This window comes from Anabaenopsis tanganyikae CS-531 (assembly GCF_029891675.1).
In the GTDB taxonomy this organism is placed as follows: domain Bacteria; phylum Cyanobacteriota; class Cyanobacteriia; order Cyanobacteriales; family Nostocaceae; genus Anabaenopsis; species Anabaenopsis arnoldii.
The window spans coordinates 1-13,018 of record NZ_JANQDF010000088.1; the positions used below are offsets into that span (position 1 = coordinate 1).

Below are 13,018 nucleotides of genomic sequence, written 5' to 3' on the forward strand. Positions count from 1 at the left end.
CTTGGATTACTTTTTGACGAAGGTCGTAACTGTACGGCTTGGGCATATACCTGTAGCAAGCGATCGCTTCACATGAAAAGGGACTACTTATAGTTTATGCTTAAATTACCTTGGCGGTTGCTATATATCTCATTCCCAGGAATTCAACCCCCCAGAATAAAGAATTCCGAGCTTTTGGTACTGAACCATTTTGGAGTGTCAATGTCAGCCACACTGGAATTGTCTATTCTTTATATCCTTACTCAGCACTTTTGATCCAAGGTGCGCCGACAAGAGATCTTAATCAGTTAGCTATTTTAGCTTTGACATCCGACGGGTACTGAAAACCCTTACTCAGTCCATAGCGGACTGTTCTAAACTCTACATGATTAGTCCCTGGATGATAGAGAGTATAAATTGCCTCCCCTGGCTGTTTGCCAACATTACCCACCCCGACAACTTGACGCGCCGAGATTTGCACAGTTTGGGGAGAAGCGGGACTATCTAGAGTTGTGACTCCCGTGGTAATTGACCCTGCTTGTAGCTGATATTGAAAAGCCAAACCAGAACGACCACAAAACAAATTATTGGCTTGCATTCGTGACAAGCGGTCTAGGATTTGAATTGGGGAAGTGTTTGGGGTAAGTTCCTCGTCAACTGCTACCGTTGTACCGTGAATTAACAAAGAATCCAGTTCAAAGAAACCAAAGTCTAAGGTCATTAACCATTGTGCCATAGGACGGGAAACGCATTCCCAGAGCAATTTAACTGTTTCTCCCCCATATTTCCCCATCAATTGTGTAGGTTCCCCACTTCCTCCCAGTCCATGCAGAATCAAACATTGTTCTTCCCACCAACCTTTACAAATCAGTGGTTCTGGTTCTCCGCGCCGGGGGTTCAGCACCCGTTTGATTAACTGTTCAGTTTCGCGACTGGCCCCCACTAAATCACCTAAAATATACAACGCTTCGACATTAGCTTGACGCTTAATATCAGCCATTACGGCCTCATAGGCCACCAAATTACCTTCAATTCCGCTTAAAATTGCCCACTTAGTCATACAAATTTTGGATTTTAGATTTCAACGAGTACAAACATGAGTCGGGTCATCAGCCCTTTCCGCAAATTCCAACCCCCGGGCTAAACGCCAAGCAAATATTTTTGGTAAACCCTTTTCAATAATTGCAGCACAGGTTTTCTGATAGTCATAAGGTACTTCCCGCAAACTCACATCTTGTGTATTTGTGTCGTAAATTACATAAGTTGCATTGGGGCGACCATGTCGCGGTTCCCCTACAGAACCAACATTAATAATCCTTTTCAAAGAGGTGGTAAAGCTTATTTTTTTCGCTTTTTTTTCCTGTCCTTGGACACGAATTTGTAAACTACTTGCATCTAAATCACGGACATAAGGTACATGGGTATGTCCACAAAAAAGTACATCAGCATCTGTGGACATTACTCGCTCTAAGGCGGAAAACGCGTCAAGTTCTGGTAACAGGTACTCGTGGTTACTGTGGGGGCTACCATGAACGAAAGCTAAATTTTCCTCACGTAAACTGTGGGGTAATTGGGCGAAAAATTGCCGGTGTTCTGGATGTATTTCTTTGTTTGTCCACTCGTGAGCAATTTTTCCCCGTTTCTCAGCTAATAAGGAAGGATAACTACAATCACAAGCATTCAAGCCTTCTACTATGTCTTCATCCCAACAGCCGACGCAGGTGGGAATATCTAGAGAACGAATTTGTGTAACTACCCCGTTGGGATCAGGCCCATATCCGACTAAATCGCCTAAACAAAACATTTTATCAGCTTTTTGCTGGTCTATGTCTAATAAGACGCTATCTAAGGCTTGAGAATTGCCATGAATACATGACATAACGGCTATTTTCACTGTATACTCTCCTCAACTAGTATCTGTTTTACTTGTTCTTGGTATTGTGCGATCGCTGCGTCTGACAAATAGCAATCTTGTAATGTTTCTCTCATGGCGGGATCGTCCAAGTTTTGTCCCCAAATTTCTAAGCCACTAAATCGCCGCGGCCTACCTTCTAAGTGGCGTGGTAAGTCTAATTCTAAAAAATCTGTTATCCCTACACCCGCCACAAAATCCGCGTATAGCGCTCTACCATCAGCAACGTCAAAAATTCCCTTAGCACGGCTGACTTTACCATAAGCACCCTGAGATAGTTCATACCAAAACTCATTCAAACTATCCTCGTCGATAATTTCACCATTGGTAGGCGATCGCCAAATCTGATTTTCGGCAATACTGGTTTCAACATCTAGCCCTTTGACAATTTTTTCTCCCCAGATGTGATATTCCGAATCTTTCAGGTGTGATGGTAAGATTGCTACAGACTGGTATGGTACATTGCCGATAATTTGGTTAATTGCTCCTAGTTCTAAGTAAAATCCTATTTCTATATAAATCTTCTGTGCGCCTGCTAGCTGGTTGAGAAATTCTACTTCTTGTCCATCAGTAAAAACTTTCACCTCTGGAAATTCAGCACTTAGGCGTACTTGGTCAATGGGGACATTCCCACTTCCAGGACTAAAATAAATGGCGTTTTCAGCACAAAGTGTATTACCTAGCTGTTGACAAATCCAAGTAGTTTTGCCACAACCAGCCGGCCCCGCAACAACGGTAATCATTGGTATACTCATAATCAAATGATAATCATTTTCATAGCACTTGTCACCTAAATACCCCTGACTGGCAACGGAAATGCCAAAATAGACTTAGGTGTTTTAGGAGGACTAATGTGTCTGGTAGTCAAATTGGTATTTTAATTGACCTTATAACCGGAACTATGGAAGTTTACCGTAAAAATTCTCTACAATTGCCTTATTAAAGTATTTCTCTAAACATGACTAATCAAGCTCCTATTCCAGTTATTGTAAACGGTGCGGCGGGCAAAATGGGCCGCGAAGTCATTAAGGCAGTGGCACAAGCGCCAGACTTAAACTTAGTGGCTGCAATTGACACCAGTCCAGAACATCAAGACCAAGATGCTGGTGAATTGGTAGGTTTAAGCGAACCTTTGGAAGTCCCCATTACCAACCAATTAGAAGCCATGCTAGGTTATGTAGCTGGTGATAGACAATCTCCTCCAGGGGTGATGGTAGACTTTACCCATCCTGATGGAGTGTATGACAATATTCGCAGTGCGATCGCCTATGGTATTCGTCCAGTGGTTGGTACTACGGGCTTAAGTCCAGAACAAATCAACGACTTAGCCGACTTTGCCGAAAAGGCTAGTACTGGTTGTCTGATTATTCCTAACTTTTCCATTGGCATGGTATTGTTACAACAAGCCGCAGTCACAGCTTCCCAATATTTCGACCATGTAGAAATTATTGAACTCCACCATAACCAAAAAGCTGATGCTCCCAGTGGTACCGCAATTCAAACAGCACAGTTACTAGGAGAAATCGGTAAACCTTTTAACAGTGCTATTGTAGAAGAGACGGAAAAATTACCGGGGGCTAGAGGTAGTTTAGCCCAAGAAGGAATTAGAATTCATAGTGTACGTCTGCCGGGACTCATAGCCCATCAAGAAGTGATTTTTGGCGCACCTGGTCAAATTTATACATTGAGACATGATACAAGCGATCGCTCCTGTTATATGCCAGGAGTGCTGTTAGCAATTCGCAAAGTCTCCCAGCTAAAGTCGTTAGTGTATGGATTAGAAAAAATCCTCTAACCTTCAAACTCAGCAATTATGTTAGTCCCACTGACTCGGAAAAAATTTGAACAACTCATCCCCCTGATTGCTACTGGCTCTCAGTACCAGTACTACGCGGGTAAATTTGCCAATTTTTTGCAGCGACTGTTAATTTCTGTCATAGCCATGGCTCTAATTCTCCTAGGGGAAGTCCTGTTAAGGCTAGAATTTGGCCCCATTACATTTTTAGTTGGGGTAATGGGTGCTTTTTTTTGGCTGTGGTATCCAGTATTTCAGGCCAGTATCCGCAATGCAAAATGCCGCCGTTATAAGTACAGCGGCTTTTTTCGGGGTCGAATCATCGATTGGTGGATTACAGACCAATTGATGGGTAAACAAGAAACCGTAAACAATAAAGGTGAATTAGTAATTGTTGAAAATCGAGAAAAAAGAATTAACCTAGAAATCGGTGATAATACAGGATTTGCCGTAGAGTTACAAGCGCCACTGCGGAATGCACACAAAGTTATTGCTCGTGGTCAAATCGCCGAAATGATTGTCATGTCCAACAGTTCTGATTTGAGCAGTATTCAAGAGTTCAGCGATGTATACATTCCCAGTCATGACTTGTGGGTGAATGACTATCCTTATGTCCGCAGGGATTTCTTTAATGAAGTCAGTCGCCGTTTGCGCAAGAAACAACCAGAAACACCACGACGCCGTCGCCCAAGAGTAGAACCTTAAGTGCTGAGTATTTTGATTTTTACTCAGCACCCATAAATTTACGACTCAGCATTAGAAGAGCGAGTGAAACCAGGAGACAGGTAAGCCACTAAAGCCCCAATGAGAAAACCAGAAATATTACGAACTAAAGGTAACCAATCGCTCGTCCGAGTCACTACTGGTCCAATACCAAAGGCAATAAACAAAATTCCCCACAAAGGTGAAAAAATTAAAGCCCATTGCCAAGCAATAATCTGTCCTTTTTTTTGGGGGTGAGCTGCAAATCCACAAACTATCCCCCCCACTACAGAGGTAATCAGTGTCAGTATCCATTGTTCTCTAGGGAGTCCAGGAACCACCGAGCAACCACCCTTGACTAAACAGCCCTTAACTGAATTTAAGGCTTGTAAAATGGCTTGGTCTTCGCCTTCTTCTCTCACAAAATACAAGTTTCCAAAGCGCGTTTGCAATTCTATCCAAAAAGTCCGCGGTAGAAGTTCATAAACCTCATCCCCCACGCTAAAGCTGAGAATGTTACCGCCACGAGAATCAGCAACTAGCAAAATACTTTTATCATCCAAATTCCAATAATTAATTACTGCGCGACCAGGGGTGCGGTCATACTGGGTTAATACTCGCAATTTCCACCCTGTTTCACCTTCAAATTTTTCTAAATCTGTCACCAGTTCTGCTTCTTGGATATCTGTGAGAGATTTAGCTAAATCTATAACTGGAGTTTGGTAGTTGGGTAATAAGTCAGGATTATCATAAGCTAGCGCCGGAGGCGAGTGCATCACCCACATAGACCCAGCTAGAAAAAATGCAGCAATACATACCAGAGTTCTTCGCCAAAAACAAGACTGCATGGACGTTCTTATACAAATATAGACAGTAGAAGTGAACAAGTTGTTTTAAAAGAGTATGGGAAAACTAATACTTCTTTACACTTGTTTACTTTACTCTAATCTAAGGTATTTAAGCAAAGCTCAGTTTTGAAAATGGAAATTAGAGACTGGGGGCTGGGATTGAGAAGTTCCTTTTCCCCCCTACTCCCTAGTCTCTATGCTTGATGGCTTCACGTTGTCTCAAGGTTTGCGGTGCTTGTTCAGTAATTGCTAGTCGTTCAACTCGTCTGGTTGGTTTTGGGCGTGTAAAACTCTTCCAAGCAGTTTTCACACCTACAACCAGGCTACGAGTGCCAATTTGCACATTTTTAACCTGTTTTCTGGCAATGTCGAGGCTTTGGTCAACTTGCTTCACAACTTTACCCGCGCTTTGTACACCTTCGCCGATATCGCCGGTTAAATCTGTGAGTTCCATACCAGTTTTGCGGATGGCAATTAAGGTAGGTGGTAACTCCCGTGAGAGAGTATCAAACAACTTTTCTGCACTACGCGCAGCACGTGCTAACTCCTGCAACGCCGGTATGGCCGCTACTAAAACAGCAGTCAAACTGGTGGCGACTAATAATAAAGACAGTCCCAACCAAAATAAGGGATCAATCACGGTGATGCCATATATAAGCTTTACAATTGCGGGAAAACAGAATGTTAGTCTTTTTGAGCTTGTTGCTGCTTCAGGATTTGGCTTTCGCGTTGACTCGCATCTACACCAGCCGCGATCGCCTCTTGTAGTTTCTCCAGGGTATCATCCCAATTTCTCATGGCGCTGGCAGAAAGACGATCTGCTTGGATTTGTACACTTGTTGATAAATCTTCTGCTAAGTCTGGGATAGCATTAGCAGATTTTTGCAAAATTTTCCGGGTTTCACGCCCTGTGCGCGGGGCTACTAGCAACCCAGTTAAAGCCCCAATAGTAGCTCCGAGCATGAAACCGCCAATAAATAGTCCAGAACGGTTATCAGACATCTGATTATTTCTCTCCTTCTTAGCTGTGATTTTTACCGTGGTCAGTTCAAAGGATTTTATCTAATTTATTGAACCTGACAGGATATCAGTGGAAAATCTTGGTTTTGTTGCTTAATCTTAACCCTATGCCGCCAAAAGAACGACCCCAGAATCCCTTTAATAACAATAACAGACTGATAATTTGACGTACCTGTTGAATTTGTAACTGTAGCTTTTGGTTTCTCTGGCGCAGGCTATAAATTTTTTGCTGGGTGATATCAATATTTTCAGGTGCTTGATACAGTAATGCATGAGTATTTTGTTCATAGGCGTTCAGTTGATCAGCTATGCTCTCTATCCACTGCTTTAGTTTCCACACTCGCCAAGCTATGTAGAGTAGTAACAGTGACATAAGAGTGTTAATTAAGACAACTATCTTTACCATCCTGCTCTGATTTTCTCCTGACTTCATCATAGCCTCAGACCATCAGTATCAATCAGTTGCACAAGGCTTTCTAGCTACAAATCCCAGAGAAAATTTTCTCAGTTGCCAGATTTGGCTGATCAAGCTACTGTGGAGAGCTGCTATTGCTTCTTAGGATCTTCAGATAACGGGAAATATGATTGAGGTTGGTTCATTGGTGCAGTCCCAACAAAACTATTTGGGAGTAGGAAAAGTGACTGAGATATCTCAACCTAATGTGATGGTTGAGTATTTCTGCTCAGGAGGTCAACGCCTCCAAAAAACTTTACCTTTAGATTCTCTATCTCAAGTTAGGCTTCAGCCTCAAACTCGATGCTACATTAGCTTACCAACCCAGGATACATGGTTAATTGGCCGAATTTGTAACTGGGATGAAGATACAGAAATGTATCAAATTGATTTACCCGACAAGAAAACTACAATTGCCACGGAACAAGAAATTTATGTCCGTTGTAATATCCCCATTACAGACCCTATTGAAACTCTGGCAATGAAAGGGCATGAAACACCCTACTTTCATGACAGAAGATTAACTTTTGTTAAATCTTTGATTCAGCAACGGGCTGTTAGCCATGGAATGAGAGGGCTGATTTCAGCCAACATTGAACTTTATCCCCACCAAGTCGAAGTTGTTCGCCGGGTACTGGAAGACCCAATTCAACGCTATTTACTCGCAGATGAGGTGGGACTCGGAAAAACTATCGAAGCCGGTGCTATTCTCCGTCAATTTCTTCTGGATGAACCAAAAAAAGGTGCAGTGGTACTGGTTCCCCAATATTTGCTCCCACAATGGCAGACTGAGTTAGAACATAAATTTTACATCTCTCATTTTGGCAAACGGGTGGTGGTGCTGGCGGTTGAAGATATCCATAGAATCAACCAGAAAGCCAATATCGGCTGCTTAATTCTCGATGAAGCCCACCATATTGCAGCTATGGCTACTTCTAGGGATGCAGCCATGCGTCAGCGTTTTGAGTCTTGTAAAAATCTGGCTCATAAAAGCGATCGCTTGCTGTTATTATCTGCTACTCCTGTGCTTAACCACGAGCAGAATTTTCTCGCCATGCTGCACCTGCTTGACCCAATTACCTATAAACTCAATGATTTACCAGGTTTTCGCGCCAGGGTACAAAATTGTCGGGAAATTGGTAGAGTTCTCCTCGGCTTGACAGGAGGTGCAAATAATGTCGATGTTCTCACAACTCACCTCCAGGAACTACGAAATCTGTTGGCTGAGGATGAGTATGTCATCAACCTTTTAAACAATTTAGAAAATTGCTTAAAAGCTCAATCTGCTCAGAAAGATGAAATTATCCGAGCTATTCGTACCCACGTTAGCGAAACCTATCGGCTGCATCGTCGTATACTTCGTAATCGTCGCGCTGCGGTGGAAGATGTCATATTTGATCGGGATGTGACACCAAAAGAAGAATATGATTTAGACGAGCGATCCCTTGATATTCACCAACTGATGGAACAATGGCGTACCGTCGCCCCTCACGAGCAGCAATATCAACGAATTTTTCTATTGTTATTCCTAGCTTCTGGTACTTGGTTAGGGATTTTAGAACAGGTAGTTACCACACGCCTAACAGGTAAAACCCCACCTCAACTTATCCCAGAGTTTCCAGAAAATGATCTTCGCATCTTAACTACAACCCCTAAATTCCCAGGCGAAGAAGAAATTTTACAATCCTGTTTAAAAATTCTGCGTCAACCTCTAGATGAAGGAGAACGCACAGAAAATTTAAACACCGTGCTACTCAATCAGCTAGCTACACACTTCAAAATCCCCAGCAGTGTTCGCAGAAACAAGGCAGAATTAATCACCAGGATACAGCACAGAATTCGCCGCCCCATGCCTGGGGATGTTTTACCAAAAATCGTTGTATTTACCAGTTTTGTACAATCCTGCCGACAAATTGTCCAACGTTTATCTCATAGCTTTGGTGCACAAACAGTCGCCAGCTATCAATTTGGTGAACCACGAGAAAAAGTTGCCCAAAATTTAACTCGATTCCAGAATAACCCCGACTGTTTTATTTTAGTGTGCGATCGCTCTGGGGAAGAAGGACTTAACCTGCAATTTGCCGACTGCTTCATTCACTTTGACATGCCTTGGTCACCTAATCAATTAGAGCAAAGAATTGGCAGATTTGACCGCATTGGCAGCAAAATTGGAGTTCAATCTTTTGCATTGATTGGGCCATACTTGGAAGAAAGTCAACACAATGCTTGGTATCAACTTCTGAAAAATGGGTTTGGTGTTTTTGGTCAATCAATAGCCAGTCTACAATTTTACGTAGATGAGAAACTCCCAGAATTAGAAACAGCTTTGTTCAAATCAAGTGCTGCGGGATTATTAGCCATGATTGACCAGATTCAGCAACAAATCACCGCCGAAACCTTGAAAATTAGCGAGCAGACTGCTCTCGATGAAATTGATATTCTCGATGAAAATACTTGCAAGTATTTTCAAGACCTAGATGATTACGATGCTAATCATCTAGGGATTAAACAAGCAATTGAAGGCTGGATGTGTGATGCATTAGGATTCAAGTTAGTTAATAATCCCAATTCCGCAGAAATTAAGCGTTATCAACCGACAACTCGCACTTTGGTGTCTCTAGACGAGTTGAAAACTTACTTCGCTAATCATAATACAGAACAATTTGGTAGTTACAATCGCCGGGTAGCCAACCAGAATTCAGGTATTAAACTATTTCGGACGGGGGAAGGATTAGTAGAAGCACTCGTCAGCTATATAAACTGGGATGATAGAGGTAAAGCCTTTGCTCTATGGCGCACGGATGAATCTTGGAATGCTACAGCAGGTAAGGAATGGTTTGGCTTCCGATGTAATTATGTAGTCGAAGCAAATTTAGAAGCTGTCAAGCAGGTTTTAACAACCAACAAACTCGATAATTACCAATACGAAACTTTGAAACGGCGTGTTGATGCTTTATTTCCCCCATTGTTAGAAACTATCTTTATAGATGGTCGCAATCATTCCATCAGTATGGTTGAAGATCAATCACTCTTAAATATCCTACAACGACCTTACAAAGATAGGAAAAATGATCAATCTCGGGATTATAATTTGGCAAAAGAACGCTTAGGAGTGATTGATACTTTTGTCGAGCCTAGCCAGTGGAAGGATTTTTGTTATGAAGCGCGTCATCGTTCTCGAGAATTATTGCTACAGCATCGTAAATTCATAAAATTATACCAACAATCTGCTCCAGTCGCCAAGCAGAAATTAAACAAAAAAGTACAGCAATTACAACTGCGACTAAATCGGCAAAACCAAGATTCAGCACTGGCCGAAGAATTAAAAATAGAAATGGCATTGAGTGCGGCCATTTTAGAGGGAATTCATCAGCCCCAGATTCGACTTGATTCTGTCGGTTTTATCATCGTATCTGGGCGAAATCCTCTATAAATCTCCCCAAGATGCTCGAATTTAGCAGGTAAAAAAAGTAGGAACTGCTATAGTTGTGGTAGTCCTGGTTAAATATTCCAGACTCTAACACCCCGGTTGACCACCGGGGTTTTTGGTTTTTAAGAATCAACAAATGAACCCAAATACTTCGCAAATCTCTAAAAATCAAGTAGAATTGCACAAATTAGCTATATATGTCTTCCCACTTTCATCAGGGAGAAAAACATCTGTGTTTATCTGTAGAAATCTGTAGTCAATTAACTATTTCAGATACATCACCTAGAAGAGAACAGCTATAGTGGTTAATAATAAACTAATAGCCAGAAACTGGAGACAACAGCTATTCATCATAAATGGCATAATAAAAACACTGTTTGAGTAACTTTTTGTTAAATCTTTCCATCAAGGAATAATTAATCTTCATAAAGTTATAAATCCTTCTATTAAGTTTTTAATAATACTTGTCTCAGCTTGTATATTGAGCCGTAATCTGCGGACTAAATTGTGTAATCTAAGGAAAGCTAAGCTAATGATAAACTTGAGGTCTTAATGACTCCTAAAATTCTGCGTCAGCTTTGGTCTGTGGTAGAAAATTCTCAAACCAGGATCTTATTGCAGATGGACGATGCTAGCTTGGTGCAATGGCTGGTAAAACAAACTACAAAGCAAGCTTTATTAGATCCCCAAGAAGCCGATTACCTCAGTGATTACATCCAATCTCGGCTGAATCTGATACGGGATATTGCTTATGAGCGACAGTGTTAGAGTTGACATTCTCACAAATGACACAGTCAATAGTCCTAACTATTGACTGTGAACTGTTAACTATGAGTTTTTTTGCGGTAAATAACCTTCAACTAGGCAATCAGACCCGACTACCCGCCAACTAACCCTTTCTAAATTCAGAGCTGTGTTCATCATCGTCAAACCCAAGTCACCTACAGGTGTGGGGGCATGACTACCACCAATGATTTTAGGAGCAATAAAAGCCAGAATCTTTTGTATCGCACCTTGAGCGATCGCACTGGCTGCCAAACTACCGCCACACTCCCATAAAACGCTACAAAAACCGCGGTCGTATAAATGGTTCATGACAAGGTGTGGGGTCAGGGATGCTAACTCTACAACCTCAACCCCTTTTTGGCGTAAGAAATGTTGGAAATCAGGCGAGCTTCCCGGCTCTGTCAACACCAAAGTTTTAGCGTCAGCAGTGTCCCACAGGTGGGCATCTTGAGGTAAGTTGATCTGACGACTCATCACCACCCGCAGGGGATTATGGGATCCTACTTGATGACTGGTTAAGTAAGGATTATCTTTTCGGACTGTATTGCCACCGACAATTATGGCATCACAACCTGCCCGTAGTTGATGAACTTGACTACGGGCATCTTGGTTTGTCACCCAAGCACTGTGACCAGAGCTAGTAGCAATTTTACCATCTAAAGTCATGGCATATTTCAAAATCCCTAAAGGTCGTTTATATAAAATGCGATGGATAAAAGCTTCATTTATCTGATAACAGGCTTCGGCTTCTACCCCGACAACTACCTGTACACCTGCAGCACGTAAACGAGCAATACCTCCTCCAGCAACCAAAGGATTGGGGTCAACTATACCCACAACTACTTTAGCCACACCAGCCGCGATTAAGGCCTCCGAACAAGGGGGAGTACGTCCGTAATGATTACAAGGTTCCAGATTAACGTAAACTGTGGCACCACGAGCGTGATTCTCTTGAGTTGAGTCCGCGCCAAAACCCGCCGCTTTCAAGGCAAAAACTTCTGCATGAGGCTGACCTGCTCCGGGATGAAATCCTTCCCCAACAATATTTCCATTTTTGACAACAACCGCCCCCACTAGAGGATTAGGTGAAGTCCGTCCCAAAGCACGGACAGCCAGTACCAAACACCGTTGCATCATAGCCCGGTCAAAGTCACTGCCTATTCTGGGGTTCTCTGGTGAATTCGATTGAACCGGCGAAAGCGCCAGTCCTGACTTCTCAGTTCGCAATATCAGCCCATTGTCCTGAGGATTAGGGGCAAGAGATACAATAGGGTAGGTTTCACGCGAATTATCCATAATTTTGGGCGGTAATTTCAATATTTTGCACGCTAGCTGTTGTTACAAAGATGTAGGTTCAAAGCCCCTCGGCTTTAGCCAGGGGATGAAAACGACGATGCAGGCTTTAGCCCGCTTTCCCGCTGTCAAGTTTTAGACGATCTATCCATTCTTCAATTAAAGCGGTAATTGTTTTATCTTGTTGCACTGCATATAAAGCTAATTTATGCTTTCTACGTGCTGAGAGTCTAATTGTCAATACTTTTTCTTTCATCAGTGTATATACAATGTTATTGCATTTATGATATTAAAGTTCACTGATAAGATGGTTTAGTTGTACGGATAAATGTGGAATATAAATCCAATGAAATCACGGCAATTCCGGCATTATTTAGAGTTAATGGAGATAGCAGGGTCAATTATCAGCATTGAGTCCATGGGAACTCAAACGGAGATTGCCCACAAGATTATCTTTAAAAAAGCTTATCTTTTGGCACTCAAGGCTAATCATCCCACCTTATATCATCAAGTAAAACAATGGTTTGAAACGGCATTGGTACAAAATTTTCAGGGTGGAGAAGGGACATCATCGTACTGAAATTCGTTAAGTTTGGTCAATTGCTGTCTCAGCTTCTCAACGCTCTTAATTGTGAATCAACCTAAGAGGATGTTTGATAAGTCATGATTAGTGTATCAACTATTGTTTGACCCCACCCCCTTCCTTACAAGGGTAGGTTTTTAATATGATCTGTGAAGGCAAGACTACCGAAGACAAGGAAGGAAAGTGGACAAGGAAGATTTTATACGGACAATGGTC

General features: G+C 42.1%; 13 protein-coding genes and 1 pseudogene. 5 read left to right on the plus strand and 9 right to left on the minus strand.

The annotated features are described in order from the left end of the window. Positions 1-283: 283 nt before the first annotated feature. Genes NWP22_RS08825 through NWP22_RS08835 form a run of 3 tightly spaced genes read right to left on the minus strand, consistent with a single transcriptional unit; the run spans position 284 to position 2,646 of the window. On the minus strand, positions 284-1,039 hold the full coding sequence (locus NWP22_RS08825) for a metallophosphatase (protein ID WP_271733488.1): 756 nt from the start codon (positions 1,037-1,039) through the stop codon (positions 284-286). A 21-nt stretch (positions 1,040-1,060) separates the two neighbouring features. Next, the gene (locus NWP22_RS08830) at positions 1,061-1,873 is read right to left on the minus strand and encodes a metallophosphoesterase family protein (RefSeq protein ID WP_271733489.1); all 813 of its coding nucleotides are present in this window, start codon (positions 1,871-1,873) and stop codon (positions 1,061-1,063) included. Beyond that, a complete protein-coding gene (locus NWP22_RS08835; protein ID WP_271733491.1) occupies positions 1,870-2,646 on the minus strand; it encodes a CobW C-terminal domain-containing protein in 777 nt (258 codons plus the stop codon). Before NWP22_RS08835 ends, NWP22_RS08830 begins: the two co-directional genes overlap by 4 nt. Positions 2,647-2,849: 203 nt before the next feature. Here NWP22_RS08835 and dapB point away from each other — a divergent pair, with 203 nt between their 5' ends. Both dapB and NWP22_RS08845 read left to right on the plus strand, forming a co-directional pair. Next, positions 2,850-3,686: a 4-hydroxy-tetrahydrodipicolinate reductase gene (gene dapB, locus NWP22_RS08840; RefSeq protein WP_271733492.1), complete on the plus strand. Its 837-nt coding sequence runs from the start codon at positions 2,850-2,852 to the stop codon at positions 3,684-3,686. Between the two features lie 18 nt (positions 3,687-3,704). After that, positions 3,705-4,391 carry a phosphate ABC transporter permease gene (locus NWP22_RS08845; RefSeq protein ID WP_271733493.1) on the plus strand — a complete coding sequence of 229 codons (687 nt, stop codon included), beginning with the start codon at positions 3,705-3,707 and terminating at the stop codon, positions 4,389-4,391. A gap of 38 nt (positions 4,392-4,429) precedes the next feature. Here NWP22_RS08845 and NWP22_RS08850 read toward each other — a convergent pair whose 3' ends face one another. From NWP22_RS08850 to NWP22_RS08865, 4 genes are all read right to left on the minus strand, one after another. Beyond that, complete coding sequence (locus tag NWP22_RS08850) at positions 4,430-5,236, minus strand: TPM domain-containing protein (RefSeq protein ID WP_271733494.1); 807 nt, start codon at positions 5,234-5,236, stop codon at positions 4,430-4,432. Positions 5,237-5,423: 187 nt separating this feature from the next. Then, positions 5,424-5,876 (minus strand): hypothetical protein, encoded by a 453-nt coding sequence (locus NWP22_RS08855; protein WP_271733495.1) that lies wholly within the window; start codon positions 5,874-5,876, stop codon positions 5,424-5,426. A gap of 44 nt (positions 5,877-5,920) precedes the next feature. Further along, on the minus strand, positions 5,921-6,238 hold the full coding sequence (locus tag NWP22_RS08860; protein ID WP_271733497.1) for a YtxH domain-containing protein: 318 nt from the start codon (positions 6,236-6,238) through the stop codon (positions 5,921-5,923). A gap of 85 nt (positions 6,239-6,323) precedes the next feature. Further along, positions 6,324-6,662 (minus strand): hypothetical protein, encoded by a 339-nt coding sequence (locus NWP22_RS08865; protein ID WP_271733498.1) that lies wholly within the window; start codon positions 6,660-6,662, stop codon positions 6,324-6,326. Between the two features lie 175 nt (positions 6,663-6,837). Between NWP22_RS08865 and dpdE the strand changes: the two genes are divergently transcribed. After that, positions 6,838-10,143, plus strand: coding sequence for a protein DpdE (gene dpdE / locus NWP22_RS08870; protein ID WP_271733500.1), 3,306 nt, complete (start codon positions 6,838-6,840; stop codon positions 10,141-10,143). Positions 10,144-10,692: 549 nt separating this feature from the next. After that, positions 10,693-10,908: a hypothetical protein gene (locus NWP22_RS08875; RefSeq protein ID WP_271733501.1), complete on the plus strand. Its 216-nt coding sequence runs from the start codon at positions 10,693-10,695 to the stop codon at positions 10,906-10,908. A 60-nt stretch (positions 10,909-10,968) separates the two neighbouring features. Here NWP22_RS08875 and ribD read toward each other — a convergent pair whose 3' ends face one another. Together ribD and NWP22_RS08885 are read right to left on the minus strand one after the other, a co-directional pair. Beyond that, the gene (gene ribD / locus NWP22_RS08880) at positions 10,969-12,222 is read right to left on the minus strand and encodes a bifunctional diaminohydroxyphosphoribosylaminopyrimidine deaminase/5-amino-6-(5-phosphoribosylamino)uracil reductase RibD (RefSeq protein WP_271733502.1); all 1,254 of its coding nucleotides are present in this window, start codon (positions 12,220-12,222) and stop codon (positions 10,969-10,971) included. Between the two features lie 106 nt (positions 12,223-12,328). Next, entirely contained in the window at positions 12,329-12,475 is a 147-nt protein-coding gene (locus NWP22_RS08885; RefSeq protein WP_271733503.1) for a hypothetical protein, read from the minus strand. A 65-nt stretch (positions 12,476-12,540) separates the two neighbouring features. Between NWP22_RS08885 and NWP22_RS08890 the strand changes: the two are divergent. Next, positions 12,541-12,806: pseudogene (locus NWP22_RS08890) on the plus strand (ISAs1 family transposase); the annotation flags it as partial. Between the last annotated feature and the right edge of the window lie 212 nt (positions 12,807-13,018).